This is a genomic window from Rhodococcus gordoniae (assembly GCF_001646655.1).
GTDB lineage: Bacteria > Actinomycetota > Actinomycetes > Mycobacteriales > Mycobacteriaceae > Rhodococcus > Rhodococcus gordoniae.
Genome location: NZ_LPZN01000012.1, coordinates 1 through 19,150, shown reverse-complemented (window position 1 = coordinate 19,150; position 19,150 = coordinate 1). Strand labels below are relative to the sequence as shown.

Below are 19,150 nucleotides of genomic sequence, written 5' to 3'. Positions count from 1 at the left end.
CGACCGGTTACTTTTGCCGAAGCTTGTGAGGGAAATCACTGGCAAGAGGGGTGTCGGGCAAACTGTGCGAAACAAAACATGAGGAACCCCTCATGATTCTGTGCGAACCTGGGCGTGCCCGAACAGCGGACCACTAGTCCAGCAGCACACCGGCGCGCAGCGCTGAAACACGAAGCCTCGACGCCGGGGTGTTCAGGAGAGGAACCACACGCGTGACGATCGACGAGACCACACCAGGCGACAACGGACGGAACTCGAAGGCATCACGACGCACCACCGATCGGTCCACAGCAGCCGCTCCGGCGCGTGCCCTGGTCGACAAGCTCCTCGCGGGTGAGCCCTACGCGCTCGCCTTCGGCGGACAGGGCGCTCCCTGGCTCACCTCGCTCGAGGAGCTCAGCCGCGACAACGGACTCGAACCGGTCCTCACCGACCTGGTCAACCGCGCCGCCGCGCACCTCGCCCCCGTCGCGAGCGATCTCGTCGTGGTCCGGCCGACGGGCTTCGACCCCGTCGCGTGGATCCTCGAGGCCGAACTCGCCGACGAGGACGATGCGCCCGCCGGCCCGTCCGAGTCCGCTCTCACCTCCGCCGCCGTGTCGCTTCCCGGCGTCTTCCTCACTCAGGTCGCGGCGCTGCGCGCGCTCGCGAACCAGGGCCTCGACGTCGACTCCGTCGCACCGAGCGCGGTCATCGGCCACTCGCAGGGCGTCCTCGCCGTCGAGTCCGTCGCCGCTGCCGGCCGCAAGGACACCGAAATCCTGGCGATCGCCCAGCTCATCGGTGCCGCCGCGACCCTCGTCGGCCGCCGCCGCGGCCTGATCTCCGGCGCCGGCAAGTACCCGATGCTCGCCGTCGCCAACGTCGACCCCGAGCGCCTGCGCGCGATCGTCGCCAACGTCTTCGAAGGCCAGGACGCCGAGCGCGGCGCCGTCGTCGCCATCCGCAACGCTCGTCGTCGCGTCGTGCTGTCGGGCCCGCCCGCCGCACTCGAGCGCGTGCAGCAGCGCTGCGAGCAGATCTCGGCCGCCGAGACCCGCGAGCGCGAGGCCAAGAAGCGCGGCGGTGCGGTCTTCGCCCCGACCTTCGAACCTGTCGCGGCCGAGGTCGGATTCCATCACCCCGCTTTCGCCGACGCCGTCGAGCAGGTCGCCGAGTGGGCCGCTCGCTGCGAGCTCGACGCCGAGCTCGCGCGTTCGCTCGCGGACGCGATCCTCGTCGCCCCGATCGACTGGGTCGAGCAGGTCGACTCCGCCGTCGCGTCCGGTGCCTCGTGGATCCTCGACCTCGGTCCGGGTGAGCTCCTCACCCGCATGACCAGCTCGGGCCTGCGGGGTCAGGGCGTCGGCATCATCGCCGCCGCGACCCGCGGTGGCCAGCGCAATCTCCTCACCCCGGGCGCCGAGCCCGAGGTTCCGCGTGCCTGGTCGGAGTTCGCTCCGAAGCCGGTCGCGCTGCCCGACGGCCGCATCGCCGTCGAGACGGCCTTCACCCGCCTGACGGGCCGCTCGCCGATCCTGCTCGCGGGTATGACGCCCACGACCGTCGATCCGAAGATCGTCGCCGCGGCCGCGAACGCCGGTCACTGGGCCGAGCTCGCCGGTGGCGGTCAGGTCACCGAGCAGATCTTCGCCGACCATGTCGCCGAGCTGACCGAGCTGCTCGAGCCGGGCCGCGCGGTCCAGTTCAACTCGATGTTCCTGGACCCGTACCTGTGGAAGCTGCACGTGGGCGGCAAGCGCCTCGTGCCCAAGGCCCGTGCGGCGGGTGCGCCCTTCGACGGTGTCGTCGTCACCGCCGGTATCCCGGAGCTCGACGAGGCAGTGCAGATCATCTCCGATCTGCGTGAGGCCGGCATCGAGCACGTCGCCTTCAAGCCGGGCACGGTCGCGCAGATCCGTTCGGTGATCCGCATCGCCAACGAGGTCCCGGACTACCCGGTCATCGCCCACATCGAGGGCGGCCGCGCCGGTGGTCACCATTCGTGGGAGGACCTCGACGACCTGCTCCTCGACACCTATGCGGAGCTGCGTACGCGCCCGAACCTGGTGCTGTGCGTCGGCGGTGGCATCGGTACGCCGGAGAAGGCCGCCGAGTACCTGACCGGTCGCTGGTCGACCGTCTACGGTTTCCCGGCGATGCCGCTCGACGGCATCCTCGTCGGTACCGCCGCGATGGCGACCCTCGAGGCCACCACGGCTCCCGAGGTCAAGCAGCTTCTCGTGGACACCCCCGGCACGCCCGACTGGGTCGCCGCCGGCACCGCGACCGGCGGTATGGCCTCCGGCCGCAGCCAGCTCGGCGCCGACATCCACGAGATCGACAACGCCGCCTCGCGCACGGGCCGCCTCCTCGACGAGGTCGCCGGTGATGCCGACGCCGTGGCCGTGCGCCGCGCCGAGATCGTCGAGGCGCTGAACGGAACGGCGAAGCCGTACTTCGGCGACCTCGACACCATGACCTACCTGCAGTGGCTCGAGCGCTACCTCGAGCTGGCGGTCGGTGCCGACAACGGCGCCGAGTTCGACTGCGGCAGCGATCTCGGTGATGTCCTCGCCGAGGCGCACACCAGCCCGTGGCTGGACGTGTCGTGGCGTGAGCGTTTCCGCGACATGCTGCAGCGCGCCGAGGCCCGCCTGCATCCCGTGTGCCGGGGCCCGATCCCCACCCTGTTCGACGACGACGCGGTGCTCGAGCGCCCGTACGCCGCGATCAAGTCGCTGCTCGCGCAGTATCCCGACGCGGGTGACGTCGTGCTGCATCCCGCCGACGTGCCGTTCTTCGTGTCGCTGTGCCGCACCCCCGGCAAGCCCGTCAACTTCGTTCCGGTCGTCGACCAGGACGTGCGTCGCTGGTGGCGTTCGGATTCGCTGTGGCAGGCCCACGATCCGCGTTACTCCGCCGACCAGGTGTGCGTGATCCCCGGCACCGTCGCCGTTGCCGGCATCACCCGTGTCGACGAGCCGGTCGGTGAACTCCTCGACCGTTTCGAGAAGGCCACGGCCGACGAGCTCGTCGCCGAGGGCGCGGAGCCGGTGGAGCTCGCCGCGCGTCGCCACCGCGACATCGCGCCGGGCCTGCTCGACGCCGTGCTGTCCTCGCCCGACGTCTCGTGGGCGGGTCGCCAGACCCGCAACCCGATCCACCGTCTCGGTGATCTGGGCGAGTGGACCGTCGAGTCGGAGACCGCTGCCTCGCACGCCCCGACGGGTGCGACCCTGACGATCCTCGACGACGAGCACGTCGGCCTGCGGGTGCCGCTGGTGCGCGACAAGGCCGTCGAGATCCGCCTCACCGTGCCCGCCTCGGTCGTCTCCGGTGGCGCGCCCGTCGTCACCGAAGCCGACGCCGATGCGTCGATGTCCGCTCTGCTCGGTGTCGCCGCCGGTCAGGAACTCCCCGAGGTCAGGAAGGGCGCTGCCCGTATCACCCTCGGCTGGCTGCCGGAGAAGACCGCCGACCACGCCGGTGTCACCGGTTCGGGTCTGCCCGCGAACCTGACGCCGAGCGGCAACGGTGTGCCCGACGTGCTCGTGGGTGCCTGCTGGCCGGCCGTCTTCGCCGCGCTCGGTGCCGCCCGCACCGAGACCGATCTCTCGGTCATCGAGGGCATGCTCGACCTGGTCCACCTGGACCACGCGATCGACGTCAAGAACGGTCTGCCCACCGATCCCGCCTTCCTGGGCGTCAAGGCCGAGGTCACCGGTGTCTCCGACACCGACCTGGGTCGCGTCGTCGAGGTCGACGTGGTCATCACCGCCGACAGCGGTGACGGCTCGGGCGACCGGGTGGTCGCGACCCTGGCCGAGCGGTTCGCGATCCGCGGCCGCACCGGCACCGCCGATCTCGCCGATCCGGTCCGCGCCGGTGGCGCTCTCACCGAGGCCGTCACCGACACCCCGCGTCGCCGCCGCCGCGATGCCGTGATCGTCGCGCCGACCGACATGAGCGCCTTCGCGAAGGTCTCCGGCGACCACAACCCGATCCACACCTCCGACAACGCCGCGCTGCTCGCCGGTCTCGGAAGCCCGATCGTCCACGGCATGTGGCTGTCGGCTGCGGCTCAGCAGGTCGTCACCGCGATCGAGCAGGACGCGAAGCTGCCGGTCCGTCGACTGACGGCGTGGACCGCCCGTTTCCTGGGCATGGTCCGTCCGGGCGCGAAGATCGACGTGCGTGTCGACCGCATCGCCACCGACGGGGGAGCCGAGGTCGTCGAGGTGGGCTGCCGTGTCGACGGCGACCTGGTGATGGTCGCGACCGGCCGTATCGCCGCGCCGAAGACCGTCTACGCCTTCCCGGGCCAGGGCATCCAGCGTCCCGGCATGGGCCTCGACGCCCGTGCCCGCTCGAAGGCCGCCCGCGAGATCTGGGAGCGCGCAGACAAGCACACCCGCGAGGCCCTCGGCTTCTCGATCCTCGCCGTGGTCCGCGACAATCCGACGGTCCTCAAGGCCCGCGGGGTCACTCACAAGCATCCCGACGGTGTGCTGCACCTGACCCAGTTCACGCAGGTCGCGATGGCGACACTGGGTGTCGCGCAGATCGCCGAGCTGAAGGAGGCCGGCGCGTTCGTCGAAGACGCCTTCCTGGCCGGTCACTCGGTGGGCGAGTACAACGCGCTCGCCGCCGTCGCCGGTGTGCTGCCGCTCGAGGCCGTCCTCGAGGTCGTCTTCCAGCGCGGCTCCGCCATGCACGCCCTCGTGCCGCGCGACGAGCAGGGCCGCTCGAACTACCGCATGGCCGCGATCCGGCCGTCGCAGTTCGGTCTGGACGATGCCGACCTGCAGGCCTTCGTCGCCGGTGTCGCCGAGGAGACCGGGGAGTTCCTCGAGATCGTCAACCTGAACCTGCGCGGTTCGCAGTACGCGATCGCCGGCACGGTCGCGGGTCTCGAAGCCCTCGAATCCGTGATCGAGCGCAAGGTCGCCGAGTTCGGTGGCAAGCGCGCGTTCATCCTGGTCCCGGGCATCGACGTGCCGTTCCACTCGACCGTGCTGCGGGGCGGTGTCGACGACTTCCGCGAGCGCCTGCTGGCGCTGCTGCCGCAGGAGATCGACCCGGACATCCTCATCGGCCGGTACATCCCCAACCTCGTGCCCAAGCCGTTCAACCTGGGCCGCGAGTTCATCCAGGAGATCGCCGACCTGGTGCCGTCGCAGCCGCTCGCCGAGGTCCTCGCGGACTTCGACCGCTGGTCGGTCACTCCGGTCGAGCTCACCCGCGTGGTGCTCGCCGAGTTGCTGGCCTGGCAGTTCGCGTCGCCGGTGCGCTGGATCGAGACCCAGGATCTGCTGTTCGCCGACGAGGCCGACGGTGGTCTCGGTGTCGAGCGGTTCGTCGAGGTCGGCCTCGGTGGCGCGCCCACCGTCGCGAACCTCGCGTCGCAGACGCTGAAGCTGCCCGGTCGTTTCGGTCAGCCCGTCGAGGTGCTCAACATCGAGCGCGAGGCGTCGATCGTGTACTCGACCGACACCGACCCGGCTCCGGTCGAGGACGACGAGCCGGCCGCACCGGCCGCCGAGGCCGCTCCCGCCGCCGCTGCGGCCCCGGCACCCGCCGCGGCTCCTGCTGCGCCGGCCGGTGGCCCCACCCCGGACGACATCGCGTTCAAGGCCGCCGACGCCACCAAGGTGCTCATCGCCCTGTGGACGAAGCTGCGCCCGGATCAGATCGGTCCCGCCGACACCATCGAGGCGCTGTGCGACGGCGTGTCCTCGCGCCGCAACCAGCTGCTCGTCGACCTCGGTTCCGAACTCTCGCTCGGTGCGATCGACGGTGCCGCCGACGCCGACATGGGTGCCCTCGCCGGCACGGTCGACCGTCTCGCCCGCACCTACCGTCCCTTCGGCCCGGTGCTGTCGGACTCGATCAACGACCACCTGCGCAAGGTGTTCGGCCCGTCGGGCAAGCGTCCCGCCTACATCGCCGACCGTGTCACCAAGGTGTGGGGTCTGGGCGAGGGCTGGGCGTCGCACGTCACCGCCGAAGCTGCACTCGGTAGCCGCGACGGTGCGTCCGTCCGCGGCGGTGACCTCGGTGGTCTGACCGACGGTGCCCTGGCGGATGCCGCTTCGGTCGACAAGCTGATCGACGCCGCCGTGCAGGCGGTGGCCTCGCGTCGCGGAATCGCCGTGTCCATGCCGTCCGCCGGTGGCGGCGGGGGAGCCACGGTCGACGCCGCTGCCCTCGGCGAGTTCGCCGAGCAGATCACCGGCCGCGACGGAGTTCTCGCGAACGCCGCACGCCTCGTGCTCGAGCAGCTCGGCCACACCGAGCAGGTCTCGGGTCCGGCCGACAAGGCCGACGACGAACTGGTCGACCTGGTGTCGGCGGAGCTCGGCTCCGACTGGCCGCGTCTGGTCGCACCTGCCTTCGACGAGCGCAAGGCCGTCCTGATCGACGACCGCTGGGCCACCGCCCGTGAGGACCTGGCCCGTGTCTGGCTCGGTGAGCAGCTCCGGAGCGAGCGGTTCACCGGTTCGGGCCGGACCGTCGCCGCGCACGCCGAGTTCTGGGGCCGCAAGGCCACGGAGGCCGGTCGCACGGAGCTGGCGCAGACCTACGCCGCGATCGCCGAGGCCGCCGTCGTCACCGAGGGCGCCGAGTACGCGGACGAGATCGCCGTGGTGACCGGCGCCAGCAAGGGCGGTATCGGCGCAGCGGTCGCCGCGAAGCTGCTCGCCGGTGGTGCGACGGTCGTCGTCACGACGTCCTCGCTGAACGACAGCCGCCTGGGCTTCTACAAGGAGCTGTACGCACGTAACGCGCGGGCCGGTGCCGCTCTGTGGGTGGTTCCCGCGAACATGGCGTCCTACAGCGACGTCGACGCCCTGATCGAGTGGATCGGCACCGAGACCGTCGAGGTCGCCGGTGGTGCGAAGAAGCTGATCAAGGACGCGCTCACCCCGACGCTGCTCTTCCCGTTCGCCGCGCCGCGCGTGGCGGGTTCGCTCGCCGACGCCGGTGCGCGCGCCGAGATGGAGATGCGGGTGCTGCTGTGGTCGGTCGAGCGACTGATCGCCGGACTGTCGAAGATCGGTTACGACCGCGACGTCGATACCCACCTGCACGTCGTGCTGCCCGGTTCGCCGAACCGCGGCAAGTTCGGTGGCGACGGTGCCTACGGTGAGGCCAAGGCCGCACTCGACGCGGTCATCAACCGCTGGAGCGCCGAGCGCACCTGGGCCGAGCGCGTCACCCTGGCCCACGCCCTCATCGGCTGGGTGCGCGGCACGGGCCTGATGGGCGGCAACGACCCGCTGGTCGACGCCGTCGAGGCTGCCGGTGTGCGCACCTGGTCGACGGACGAGATGGCCGACGAGCTGCTGAAGCTGGTCGGACCGGAGGCCACGCGTCTCGCTGCCGAGGCCCCGCTCGTCGCGGACCTGACCGGTGGACTGTCCGAGGTGGATGTCGACCTGCCGGCGCTCGCGAAGCAGGCGCAGGACGCGGCCGACGCCGTCGAGGAGACCGAGGACGGCACCGCGACCATCGCGGCGCTGCCCGAGCCTCCGCGCGCGGAGGCACTGCCGACCCCCGAGTGGGGCACGGTCACCGCCGACCTGTCCGACACGGTCGTCATCGTCGGTGCCGGTGAGCTCGGCCCCTACGGTTCGGCTCGCACCCGCTTCGAGATGGAGGTCGACGAGGAACTGTCGGCCGCCGGTGTGCTGGAACTGGCGTGGGTCACGGGCCTGATCGGCTGGGAGAACGATCCGAAGCCGGGCTTCTACGACACCGAGACCGGTGAGCTGGTGCCGGAGGCGGAGATCGCCGACCGCTACCACGACGCGGTGGTCGAGCGTTGCGGTATCCGCCGCTACGGCGACGAGGGCGGGATGATCGACAACACGGCGCCGCTGCTGACCTCGGTCTTCCTCGACAAGGATCTGTCCTTCGTCGTCGGTTCCGAGGCCGAGGCCCGCGCGTTCGTCGACTCCGATCCGGAGAACACGGTCGCGTCGGTCGACGCCGAGTCGGGCGACTGGACCGTCACCCGCAAGGCCGGCACCGAGATCCGCGTGCCGCGCAAGGCGAAGCTGACCCGCACGGTCGGCGGTCAGATCCCGACCGGCTTCGACGTCACGAAGTGGGGCATCCCCGCCGACATGGCGGACTCGGTGGACCGGGTGGGTCTGTGGAACATCGTCACCACGGTCGACGCCTTCCTCACCGGTGGCTTCACCCCGTCCGAGCTGCTGCGCTGGGTGCACCCGTCGATGGTCGCCAACACGCAGGGCACCGGCATGGGCGGAATGTCGTCGATGCGGTCGCTGTACATCGACACGCTGCTCGGCGAATCCCGCGCGAACGACATCCTGCAGGAGGCCCTGCCGAACGTCATCGCCGCGCACGTCGTCCAGTCGTACGTCGGTGGCTACGGCGCGATGGTGCACCCGGTCGCGGCGTGCGCCACGGCTGCGGTCTCCGTCGAGGAGGGCGTGGACAAGATCAAGCTCGGCAAGGCCGATCTGGTCGTCGCCGGTGGCTTCGACGATCTCGGTATCGAGGGCATCGTCGGCTTCGGTGACATGTCCGCGACCGCCAAGTCGGAGGACATGCAGGCCAAGGGCATCAGCGATCGTCGCTTCTCCCGCGCCAACGACCGTCGTCGCGGTGGATTCGTCGAGTCGGCCGGTGGCGGCACCATCCTGCTCGCCCGCGGCGACGTCGCGCTCGAGATGGGACTGCCGGTGCTCGGTGTGGTCGCGTGGGCGGGTTCGTTCGCCGACGGTGTGCACACCTCGATCCCGGCGCCCGGCATCGGTGCACTCGGTGCGGGTCGCGGTGGACGCGAGTCGGGTCTGGCGAAGGAACTGCGCAAGCTCGGCCTCACGGCCGACGACATCGCGGTGATCTCCAAGCACGACACCTCGACCGCGGCGAACGATCCGAACGAGGCCGAACTGCACGAGCGTCTGGCCGGTGCGCTGGGCCGCAGCGAGGGCAACCCGATGTTCGTGGTCTCGCAGAAGTCGCTGACCGGTCACGCCAAGGGTGGCGCCGCCGCCTTCCAGCTGATCGGCCTGTGCCAGGTTCTCGCGCAGGGTGTGGTTCCGCCGAACCGCAGCCTCGACTGTGTCGACGAGAAGATGGCGGAGTTCGAGCACCTGGTGTGGCCGCGCACACCGATCCGCTTCGGTGAGCAGCTCCCGCTCAAGGCGGGTCTGCTCACGAGCCTCGGGTTCGGGCACGTGTCGGGTCTGATCGCCGTGGTGCATCCGCAGGCGTTCGTCGAGGCGGTCCCGGCCGAGCGCCGGGAGGCCTACCTGGCCGAGGCTGCCGAGCGCACCGTCGCCGGCAAGCGACGCCTGGTGGACGCGATGACCGGTGGGGCGTCGCTCTACCAGCGTCCCGCGGATCGTCGCCTCGGTGGCGATCACGTGCCTGCAGCGGCCACGCGTCAGCTCGAGGCGGACATGCTGCTCTCGGCGGAGGCGCGTCTCGGTGACGACGACGTGTACCGCTCGGGTCTGCCCGGCTGCAAGTAAGTAGACGGGTCTCGGGATGGGAGTTGCGGGAGTCGGGTTCGACCTCGTGTCGGTGCCGGAGTTCGCGGAACAGCTGAGTCGTACGGGAACGACGATGCTGGCGAACTTCACACCGGGTGAGCGGCGCGACGCGAACACCCGCAGCTCCGATCCCGCCCGTCACTTCGCGGCCCGGTGGGCGGCGAAGGAAGCGGTGATCAAGGCTTGGTCGGCCTCGCTGTTCGGGAGTCCACCGGTGTTGCCGGAGACGATCCACCAGCAGATCGAGGTGGTGTCCGACGCGTGGGGACGCCCGAGCATCCGACTGCACCGGGAGGTCGCGGAGAGGCTGACCGGGATGCGGATCCACGTGTCGCTCACCCACGACGGTGACATGGCCGGCGCGTTCGTCGTCCTCGACGAGGTCGGCGACCGACCGACGACGATGTGAGGATCAGGCCGAGGGAGCGCGAGCTTCCTCGGCCTGATCCGTTTCGGTCTCCTGCCGGTCGGTCTGTTCGCGTGAGGATTCCGCGCGTTCCTCGCGGCGTCGGCGTCGCTTGGCCTGAGCGCGGGAATCCTGTTCGGCGATCTGCAGATAGGCGACCATGATCCGCTTGAGTTCGACGACGGCGTCGGCGTGGGTCTGGTCGTCCTGCACCGAGAAGTTGAGCATCGAGTACACGATGTGGACGAGCACCTCGGCCATGAGCTTGCGGCGCGGCCGCGGGGTGTCGGGGGTGAGCGGCGCGAGCATCCGTGCGACCTGCTCGGCGAACTCGCGTTCGTGGATGGCGCCGGTGGCGCGGGTGGACGGGGTGGACTGCATCGCGAGCCAGACCTCGCGCCGGGACGGATCGGTGGTCCACAGCCCGGCGAGGTGGTCGACGAAGCTGTTCAGGAAGCGCAACCAGTCGACCGACGGGATCTTGCCGTTGAACTGGGCGAGCTCGCTCTGGACCCCCACGAGGTCCTGCCGGTTGAGCTCGCACACGATCACGTACTTGTTGGCGAAGAACTGGTAGAGGGTGCCGATGGGGACGTCGGCGCGGGACGCGACCTCCTCGCAGGTGAACGACTCGAAGCCGACCTCGGTGAGCAGTTCACGCGAGGCCGCCAGCAGGGCATCGAACTTGCGGCGGCTCCGCTCCTGGGTGGGCCGCCGACGCGGCACGAGCTCCTGGGGCTCGGCCTGAACCTCGAGCGCCGGATCGATCCGGCGCGGGGCGCGGCGGCCGTTCGTTGCTGACTCCACGCGCCCAGGCTAGCCGTAGGGCATCTCTTTACCGAATACTTGCTGTGAGTCCGAGTGTCAGAAATGGAAGATGTGACGCCGGGAACGGGACTCGTCCGCGCCGGAGCGTCGCCGAGTCCCGGCGGGTCCCGCCCGGCCGGTCCTAGGATGGCGGCAGAACCTCGACGGACGGAGATCGATGAGCAGCGTGGACACCACCATCCCGGACCGAATTCGTGAGCGGATCCGTATCGCGATGCCGGCCGCGCGGGCAGACCTCGCAACCCTCGTCGCCTTCCGCTCCGTCGCGGATCCGCGTCAGTTCCCCGCCGAGGAGTGCACAGGGGCCGCGAACTGGGTGCGGGATGCCTTCGCCGCCGCAGGAATCGAGAACGTCGAGACGATCGAGACCTCCGACGGCTCGCTCGCCGTCCTCGGCCACACACCCGCACCGGAGGGCGCACCGACGGTTCTGCTCTACAGCCACTACGACGTTCAGCCGCCCGGCGACGAATCGCTCTGGCACAGCGAGCCCTTCACCCTCACCGAACGGGACGGTCGCTGGTACGGCCGCGGTGCCGCCGACTGCAAGGGCAATGTCGTCATGCACCTGCTCGCACTGCGGGCGCTGCGCGAGGACGGCTCTCTTCCTGTCGGTGTCCGCATCGTCATCGAGGGCTCGGAAGAGATGGGCGGGGCCGGACTCGACCACCTCGTCGCCGAGCGACCCGAGTTGTTCGACGCCGACCTCATCGTCATCGGCGACTGCGGCAACACCGCAGTCGGGCAACCCACGCTCACCACCACGCTGCGGGGCATCGCGAACGTCGACGTGCACATCGAGACGTTGAGAGGCGAGATCCACTCGGGGATGTACGGCGGAGCGGCCCCCGACGCGCTCGCCGCGCTCGTGCACCTGTTGGGCACCCTCCGCGACGAACACGGCAATACGGTCGTCGACGGACTCGACTGCTCCGCGACCTGGGACGGCGTCCCGTACCCCGAGGACCGTTTCCGCGCCGATGCGGGCGTGCTCGACGGTGTCACGCTGCCTACTTCCGGCACCGTCGCCGACGCGGTGTGGGCGCGACCGGCCCTGACCGTCCTCGGGATCGACGCCCCGCCCGTCGTCGGCTCGGCCGCGGCGGTCGTGCCGCGAGCGTCCGCACGCCTGAACCTGCGCGTGCCGCCGGGCATCGACGCCCGCACCGCCCAGGACGCGCTCGTCGCTCATCTCGAGGCCCACGTGCCCTGGGGAGCGCATCTGCGCATCGACCGCGACGTCCTCGGCGAACCCTTCCGTGCGCCGACGGACGGGCCCGGTTACGCCGCGCTGCGAACCGCGCTCGAGACCGCCTACGGCCGGGAGGTCGGGACTGCCGGGCAGGGCGGCTCGATCCCGCTGTGCACCGCGCTGCAACGCGCTGTGCCGCAGGCCGAGATCGCCCTGATCGGCGTCGAGGAACCGCGCTGCGTCATCCACGCGCCGAACGAGAGTGTCGACCCCACCGAGATCGAGAATCTCGCCGTCGCCGAAGCGCTGTTGCTGACCTCGCTGGCACCGCGGTAACGGCAGGACCGATCAGACCGACAGGTCGCGGCGCAGCTTCGCCACGTGCCCGGTCGCGCGGACGTTGTACTGCGCGACCTCGATCTTCCCGTCCTCGTCGACGAGGAAGGTCGACCGGATGACGCCGGTGACGGTCTTGCCGTACATCTTCTTCTCGCCGAAGGCACCCCACGCCCGGAGGGTGGTCTTCTCGGGATCCGACAGCAGCGGGAAGGTCAGCTGTTCGGCGTCGCGGAACTTCGCGAGCTTGGCCGGCTTGTCGGGTGAGATGCCGATCACGTCGAGGCCCGCCTCGTTCAGTTCGGCGAGGTTGTCGCGGAAGTCGCACGCCTGCTTCGTGCATCCCGGGGTGCTCGCGGCGGGATAGAAGTACACGACGACCTTGCGGCCGCGATGGTCCGACAGCGACACCTCGTTGCCGTCGGCGTCGGGGAGGGTGAAATCGGGGGCGGGATCGCCGGGCGTGAGTCTGCTGTTCTCCGTCATGAGGGCGACAGTAGTGGACCGTGCAGCCATTCCCGGCGCGCGTCCATTACCGTGGTCGCAGCACACTGCAGCGACCTTCTGGAGGACACGTGGCTAGGGACACCGAGGACATCGAGCGGGAGATCGAGAAGGCCCGCAATCAGCTCGCGAGCACACTCGACGAACTGAGCGTCCGCGCCAACCCGAAGAATCTGGTGGCGAGCACGAAGCAGACCCTCCTGGCAAAGGTGAACCAGCCGCAGGTGAAGAAGTACGCGGCGATCGCGGCCGGCACGGTCGTCGGATTGCTGGTGCTGCGCAGGATCCTGCGCTGACCTTCGCGCTCCACCGCTTCGGAGAACACCCACGTCGACTCGGCGTGGGTGTTCCTCGTTCCGGGGAACAGTGCCATCGAGTGCGGGGGACAGTACCGTGCGACGGCGTCACCGGTCGCGAACGACGAAGGCCGGATACCGTTTCCGGTATCCGGCCTTCGTGTCGTGCGCCATCAGGGACTCGAACCCCGAACCCGCTGATTAAGAGTCAGCTGCTCTGCCAATTGAGCTAATGGCGCGTGGCGGTGTGTATCCCGGTCGTCGTCTCGGCGAGAGGGTACGGCGTGACCGCCAGAACGAAGGCCGGACACTGGGTGCCCGGCCTTCGTGTTGTGCGCCATCAGGGACTCGAACCCCGAACCCGCTGATTAAGAGTCAGCTGCTCTGCCAATTGAGCTAATGGCGCTGGACGATCTGTTCCCAGGATGCCGTCCCAGCAACGAAGAGAACATTACACACCGTCTCGCGACGTACCAAATCGCCTGGTCAGAATGTTTTCGGTACGGTCGTCGCCGTAACGGCTCGGGTGGTCGGAGCGATTGTCATGCGAACGTTACCGACGTACGGGGGAGTCGCGTCGGGTCGGCCGCATCAGAGGCTGGCATCATCGTGTTCGGTGTTGTGACGTGCGTTTTTTGTGCCTTGGGGGAGGCGGGATCGGAGTATGACAATGGCGGAATCGAGTGCGCGGAACCCCCGGGGTCGTCGGGTGCGAGGGATCCTCGGAGTGGTCGTCGTCGGCGTTGTGGCATTTGTCACCGGATGTGCGGGCGGTACGGGTTCGGGCGCCGAGGAGGTGCCGATCGACTCCAATCCCGTGGCCGCGCTCATCAAGCCGACGGTGTCGTCGAGTGTGGCCGACGGCTCGGTCGGCTTCTCGCCGATCGATCCGGTGACCGTCTCGGTCGTCAACGGCAAGCTCGATTCGGTGACCCTGCTCGACCCGGCGGGGGAGCCGGTGCAGGGCGAACTCGCCGCCGACGGACTGACCTGGGTGAACACCGAACCCCTCGGTTACAACCGCTCCTACACCCTCGAGACGGTCGCGTACGGACTCGGCGGCGCGACCACCTCGACCGCGGCGTTCACCACGTCGTCGCCCGCGAATCTCACCCAGCCCTACGTGTTGCCCGGTGAGGGCTCGATCGTGGGCATCGGTCAGCCGATCGCCGTGCAGTTCGACGAGAACATCCCGGACCGGCTCGCGGCCGAATCGGCCGTCACCGTCACCACGAACCCTCCGGTCGAGGGCGCCTTCTACTGGGTCAACAACCGTGAGGTGCGGTGGCGCCCGGAGAACTACTGGACTCCCGGCACCACCGTCACCGTCGACGTGAACGTCTACGGCAAGGATCTCGGCGACGGTCTCTTCGGCCAGTCCGACGTCCATTCGTCCTTCACCATCGGCGATGCGGTGATCATCACCGCCGACGACGCGACCAAGCAGGTCACCGTCACCCGAAACGGCGTCGACGTCATCACGATGGCGACGTCCTTCGGCAAGGACTCCACGCCCACCCCGAACGGCGTCTACATCATCGGCGACCGGTTCGAGAACATGATCATGGACTCGTCCACCTACGGCGTTCCCTCCGACTCGGCGCAGGGCTACCGCACTCCGGTGGACTGGGCGACGCGGATGTCCTACAGCGGCATCTTCTTCCACTCTGCACCGTGGTCACTCGGCGACCAGGGCGTCCGCAACGTCAGCCACGGTTGCCTGAACCTGAGCCCCGCCAACGCGAAATGGATCTTCGACAACACCAAGCGCGGCGACATCGTCGTGGTCCGTAACACGGTCGGCGGTGTTCTCCCGGGGACGGACGGACTCGGTGACTGGAACATTCCGTGGTCCACATGGAAGGCCGGTAACGCTGCGGCGTGACGGATCAGAGGGGATCGATGGCCGTTCGGGGGCGAGCGTTGCGCGCCGCATTCTGCGGTGCCGTACTGCTCGCATCGCTGACGCCGACGGGGGCTGCGGCGGCTCCGGTCGCGTCGTCGACCGCGTCGACGCCCGGTGCCGTCGTCTCACAGCAGCCGCTGCCCGAGGAGGTGTCGCTGCCAGGCGCGGGCACCGCGACGAAGCTCGAATACCGCACCGAGTGGCGGTCGGGAGAGCCGACCGTCGCCACCGGGGCGTTGTTCCTGCCCGAAGGTGACGCCCCCGAAGGTGGCTGGCCCGTCATCGCGTGGGCACACGGCACGACCGGCGTGGGCGACGACTGCGCACTCACGACCCGCACGCCGCGATCCGCTCTGGAACGCACCTATCTGCGGCACTGGCTCGACTCCGGTTACGCGATCGTCTCTGCCGACTTCCCCGGTCTCGGCTCCGAAGGTCTCCATCGTTATCTCGACGGCCCCAGTGCCGCGAACAGTATCGTCGACATCGTCCGGGCGGCCCGCGCGGGCGGGGCACCGCTGTCCGAGCGGTGGCTCGTGATGGGCCAGTCGCAAGGAGGGCACGCGGCGCTGCACACCGCCACGATCGCGACCTTCCGGGCACCCGAACTCGACTTCCGCGGAACGGTCGCCACGGGCGCACCGGCGAATCTCGAGCGGGCCTTCACGATCGGCGTGCCGGGTTTCCCGGATCCCGGGCTGGGGGGTCTGGTCAGTTTCAGCGGCTACATCTTCGCGGGGCTGCGCGATGCCTACCCCGAGGTGGACGTCGACAGCTTCCTGACTCCTGTCGGCCGGGAGGTCGTCGACCGGGCCGAAGAGCTGTGTTACGACGATCTCGAGGAGTCGGTGCGCGGCATCCGGGTCGGTGAGTTGCTCGCGCGTCCGTTGGCCGAGGAGCCCATGGCGGCGCTGCTCGCCGATTATCTCGCCGCTCCGGCGAACGGATACGACCGGCCGGTGTTCCTCGCCCACGGCGTCCACGACGTGGTGGTCCCGCTGCCGCTTTCTGCGGCCCTCGCCGCCGACATGAAGGCCGCAGGAGCGGACGTCGACTATCGCGTCTACATGGCCGGGCACTACACGACGGTCGAGCGTTCGCTGCCCGAGGTCGGCGCGTTCGTGGCCCGCTCGTTCGAATAGACCCGCCTCGCGCCCCGAACCGGGCCGTGCGCGCGCTGTAACGTCGGCGAACCCCGGTTCGGCGCGTGAAGATTCGTCGTGGACGAGAAAACCCCCGATCGGGAATCCGATCGGGGGTTTCTTCGGGGTGAGTGACGGGACTCGAACCCGCGACAGCCAGGATCACAACCTGGTGCTCTACCAACTGAACTACACTCACCATCGCATTCGCCGGCAACCTCTCGGCCGCTTGCGCCTGCGGTACAGATACTAGCCTGACGATGACGGAAAAGACGAATCGGCTGGTCAGGCCGGTCCCAGGTCCTTCACGACGGCTGCGAGGTCGGCCGGGGTGGGGCCGGGGGGCGCCACGAACGCCGTGCGTCGGTAGTAGCGCAGTTCGCGGATCGACTCCTTGATGTCGGCGAGCGCCCGGTGCGACAGTCCCTTCTCCGGCTGGCCGAAGTAGATGCGCGGATACCAGCGCCGGCACAGCTCCTTGATCGAGCTGACGTCCACCATGCGGTAGTGCAGGTAGTTGTCGAGCTCGGGCATGTCGCGGGTGATGAATGCGTGGTCGGTCGCGATGGAGTTGCCCGCCAGCGGGGCCGTGCCGGCCTCGGTGACGTGCTCGCGGATGTACGCGAGGACCTGCTTCTCCGCCTCGGCGAGGCTGACCGTCGAGCGCCGCACCTCCTCGGTGAGCCCGGACCGCTCGTGCATCTGCTGCACGACCGCCGGCATGTCGGCGAGGGCGTCGTCATCGGCGTGGATGACGATGTCCACGCCCTCGCCGAGCACGTTGAGATCACTGTCGGTGACCAGAGCTGCGATCTCGATCAATTTGTCGCTGCCGAGACGCAGCCCTGTCATCTCACAGTCGATCCATACGAGTTTGTCCTGCACGACAGACAGACTAGCCATCGGATGCGCACTCCCGAGGGGCGGCATCGAGGGCCGGCGACGAAATGCCCGACATCACGCCTTGACGGGAACGGTGCGTGATGCGGTCGGCCGGACCGGGCGGCGCGCGGCCGGGGCACGGTGCCGGCCGATCGTCCGGCCTTCGCCGGTCCCGTTCTGCACTGCGGTCCCGTTCTGCGCTGCCGGCCCGAGCTGCCCCGAGCCGTTGCGGGTGAAATCCTGACTCAGGAAGGACTCGGGGGAGTCGTCGAGGATCTCCATCCACGGCGCCGGCAGCGGCGGAGCGAGGGTGCCGGTCAACGTCGAGGCGTAGCTCTTGTTCCGGTACCCCATGATGTCGTTCTTCTTGTCCTTCTTCCACTGCTTGAACACCTCGCCCTGGCGTTCGACGTGGAACTCGGGGTAGTCGGTGCGGTCGACGAGATCGCGGATGTAGGCGGCCTGGAAGTCGATGTCCTCCACCGGTGACGACAGCTTCTCCTCGCGTGCCCGCCACACGTCGATGTCCTTCTCGCGGGTGGCGAGATCGGGCAGGTCGACGCGGCCGAGCATGACGTCGCGTGCGTACCAGGCCTGCGCGTCGAACATGTTGAACGTGAAGTACTGGTCCTGTGCGCCGAGGTACATCAACCTCGGATTGCGCTGGAAGAAGATGCCCTTGTAGATGTCGCGCGGGTACAACCGGTTGTTGGTGCGCAGCGACAGTTCGTCGGGCAGGAACGGATAGTGGTGCTTGTATCCCGTGCACAGCACGATGGCGTCGACCTCGCGCGTGCTGCCGTCCTGGAAGTGGGCGACCTTGCCGTCGACGTGGGTGAGCAGCGGTACCTCGGAGAATTGTTCGGGCCAGTCGTGACCCATGGGTGCAGTGCGGTAGCTGAAGGTCACTTGTTCGGCGCCGTACTTGACGCACTGGGTGCCGATGTCCTCGGCGGAGTAGCTGCTGCCGACGAGGAGCAGGCGCTTTCCGGTGAACTCGCGGGCGTCGCGGAAGTCGTGGGCGTGCAGTACGCGTCCCGGGAACCGGTCGAGGCCCTCGAAGTGGGGAACGTTCGGAGTGGAGAAGTGGCCGGTCGCGACGACGACGTAGTCGAACTCGTCGGATTCGAGGACGCCGCGGTTGTGGTCCATCACCGTCACGGTGAACTTCTGCGTCTCGTCCGACCAGTCGACCCACCGCACTGCAGTGTTGAAGCGGATGTACTTGCGCACGTCGCTCTCGGCGACGCGGCCCATGATGTAGTCGAGCAGGACGGCCCGTGGCGGGTACGACGGGATCGGGCGGCCGAAGTGCTCTTCGAAGGAGTAGTCGGCGAACTCGAGGCATTCCTTGGGGCCGTTGGACCACAGGTAGCGGTACATGCTCGCGTGGACGGGTTCACCGTTCTCGTCGAGTCCCGTGCGCCAGGTGTAGTTCCACATTCCGCCCCAATCGGGCTGCTTCTCGTAGCAGACGATGTCGGGGATCTGCTCCAGACCGGCCTTTCGGGCTGCTTCGAATGCGCGCAGCTGCGCGAGTCCACTGGGACCTGCTCCGAGAATGGCGATCTTGGGCGTCAATGTGCTTCTCCTGTGCTCGTGAAATGTTTCGCGTAGTTCGTTGCTAGCACAAGTCATTGTTTTTGCGAATGATCTTCGTTTCCTCGCCGCTTCGAGTTCTCCCGAAGAACATGCAGGTCATGAGGGGTGTCGAGCTAAACGCTCGCGCGACATCGGTTGTGATCGGAATCACTGTAATGCGACAATTCTGGCGCTCGATAGAAATGGTCTTTCCGTAGCGTGAGGGGCCGGTACCGTCACGGTGGGCAGGTCGACGCCGGAGGGGGCGAGCATGACCGAGAACCCGGAAATTTCCACTGCTGCCATCGCGTCCGGATACGACGTGATCGGCGAGGCGCTCGAACTGGGAAGTGTCGTTCTCGACGGCGTCGCCGACCCGGACGCGCAGGTGCGCATCCCGCTCGCCACGATCAACCGTCACGCTCTCGTCGCCGGTGTTACCGGCACGGGCAAGACCGAGACGCTGCAGATGATGGCAGAACAGCTGTCGTCGGCGGGGGTTCCGGTGGTGATGGCGGACGTCGAGTCCGATCTGTCCGGCCTGTCGGCCGCAGGCGAGCCG

General features: G+C 68.8%; 11 protein-coding genes and 3 tRNA genes. 7 read left to right on the top strand and 7 right to left on the bottom strand.

Annotated features, from left to right (window positions below; genetic code table 11):
- Nucleotides 1–212 precede the first annotated feature (212 nt).
- Together A8G18_RS06710 and acpS are read left to right on the top strand one after the other, a co-directional pair.
- Complete coding sequence (locus A8G18_RS06710) at nucleotides 213–9,494, top strand: type I polyketide synthase (protein ID WP_064063256.1); 9,282 nt, start codon at nucleotides 213–215, stop codon at nucleotides 9,492–9,494.
- A gap of 16 nt (nucleotides 9,495–9,510) precedes the next feature.
- Nucleotides 9,511–9,924 (top strand): holo-ACP synthase AcpS, encoded by a 414-nt coding sequence (gene acpS, locus A8G18_RS06705; RefSeq protein WP_064063255.1) that lies wholly within the window; start codon nucleotides 9,511–9,513, stop codon nucleotides 9,922–9,924.
- 3 nt (nucleotides 9,925–9,927) lie between these two features.
- Here acpS and A8G18_RS06700 read toward each other — a convergent pair whose 3' ends face one another.
- On the bottom strand, nucleotides 9,928–10,728 hold the full coding sequence (locus A8G18_RS06700) for a TetR family transcriptional regulator (RefSeq protein ID WP_016933368.1): 801 nt from the start codon (nucleotides 10,726–10,728) through the stop codon (nucleotides 9,928–9,930).
- Between the two features lie 178 nt (nucleotides 10,729–10,906).
- Here A8G18_RS06700 and A8G18_RS06695 point away from each other — a divergent pair, with 178 nt between their 5' ends.
- A complete protein-coding gene (locus tag A8G18_RS06695; RefSeq protein ID WP_064063254.1) occupies nucleotides 10,907–12,277 on the top strand; it encodes a dipeptidase in 1,371 nt (456 codons plus the stop codon).
- Nucleotides 12,278–12,289: 12 nt separating this feature from the next.
- Here the strand turns inward: A8G18_RS06695 and bcp are convergent, their stop codons facing one another.
- On the bottom strand, nucleotides 12,290–12,763 hold the full coding sequence (bcp, locus tag A8G18_RS06690; protein WP_016933370.1) for a thioredoxin-dependent thiol peroxidase: 474 nt from the start codon (nucleotides 12,761–12,763) through the stop codon (nucleotides 12,290–12,292).
- An 89-nt stretch (nucleotides 12,764–12,852) separates the two neighbouring features.
- Here bcp and A8G18_RS06685 point away from each other — a divergent pair, with 89 nt between their 5' ends.
- Nucleotides 12,853–13,077 carry a DUF3618 domain-containing protein gene (locus tag A8G18_RS06685; RefSeq protein ID WP_016933371.1) on the top strand — a complete coding sequence of 75 codons (225 nt, stop codon included), beginning with the start codon at nucleotides 12,853–12,855 and terminating at the stop codon, nucleotides 13,075–13,077.
- Between the two features lie 166 nt (nucleotides 13,078–13,243).
- Here the strand turns inward: A8G18_RS06685 and A8G18_RS06680 are convergent.
- Both A8G18_RS06680 and A8G18_RS06675 read right to left on the bottom strand, forming a co-directional pair.
- Nucleotides 13,244–13,316, bottom strand: a tRNA-Lys gene (locus A8G18_RS06680).
- Nucleotides 13,317–13,410: 94 nt separating this feature from the next.
- Nucleotides 13,411–13,483: transfer RNA gene (locus tag A8G18_RS06675), tRNA-Lys, on the bottom strand.
- 258 nt (nucleotides 13,484–13,741) lie between these two features.
- Between A8G18_RS06675 and A8G18_RS06670 the strand changes: the two genes are divergently transcribed.
- The gene (locus A8G18_RS06670) at nucleotides 13,742–14,962 is read left to right on the top strand and encodes a L,D-transpeptidase (protein ID WP_177519033.1); all 1,221 of its coding nucleotides are present in this window, start codon (nucleotides 13,742–13,744) and stop codon (nucleotides 14,960–14,962) included.
- Between the two features lie 17 nt (nucleotides 14,963–14,979).
- Entirely contained in the window at nucleotides 14,980–16,125 is a 1,146-nt protein-coding gene (locus A8G18_RS06665) for a lipase family protein (protein ID WP_064063253.1), read from the top strand.
- A 126-nt stretch (nucleotides 16,126–16,251) separates the two neighbouring features.
- Here the strand turns inward: A8G18_RS06665 and A8G18_RS06660 are convergent.
- The 3 genes from A8G18_RS06660 to A8G18_RS06650 all read right to left on the bottom strand — a co-directional run bounded on the left by A8G18_RS06660 (nucleotide 16,252) and on the right by A8G18_RS06650 (nucleotide 18,588).
- A tRNA-His gene (locus A8G18_RS06660) sits at nucleotides 16,252–16,324 on the bottom strand.
- 86 nt (nucleotides 16,325–16,410) lie between these two features.
- Nucleotides 16,411–17,010: an oligoribonuclease gene (gene orn, locus A8G18_RS06655; RefSeq protein WP_064063252.1), complete on the bottom strand. Its 600-nt coding sequence runs from the start codon at nucleotides 17,008–17,010 to the stop codon at nucleotides 16,411–16,413.
- Nucleotides 17,011–17,082: 72 nt separating this feature from the next.
- Entirely contained in the window at nucleotides 17,083–18,588 is a 1,506-nt protein-coding gene (locus tag A8G18_RS06650; protein WP_064063251.1) for a flavin-containing monooxygenase, read from the bottom strand.
- A gap of 271 nt (nucleotides 18,589–18,859) precedes the next feature.
- Between A8G18_RS06650 and A8G18_RS06645 the strand changes: the two genes are divergently transcribed.
- Nucleotides 18,860–19,150, top strand: a 291-nt coding sequence (locus tag A8G18_RS06645; RefSeq protein ID WP_157100844.1) for a helicase HerA-like domain-containing protein, incomplete at its 3' end; no start/stop codon positions are given.

Excerpts from the sequence above, each read along its gene's own strand:
- bcp (WP_016933370.1), bottom strand. The coding sequence starts at position 12,763 with ATGACGGAGAACAGCAGACTCACGCCCGGCGATCCCGCCCCCGATTTC.
- A8G18_RS06670 (WP_177519033.1), top strand. The coding sequence starts at position 13,742 with ATGACAATGGCGGAATCGAGTGCGCGGAACCCCCGGGGTCGTCGGGTG.
- A8G18_RS06665 (WP_064063253.1), top strand. The coding sequence starts at position 14,980 with ATGGCCGTTCGGGGGCGAGCGTTGCGCGCCGCATTCTGCGGTGCCGTA.
- A8G18_RS06695 (WP_064063254.1), top strand. The coding sequence starts at position 10,907 with ATGAGCAGCGTGGACACCACCATCCCGGACCGAATTCGTGAGCGGATC.
- acpS (WP_064063255.1), top strand. The coding sequence starts at position 9,511 with ATGGGAGTTGCGGGAGTCGGGTTCGACCTCGTGTCGGTGCCGGAGTTC.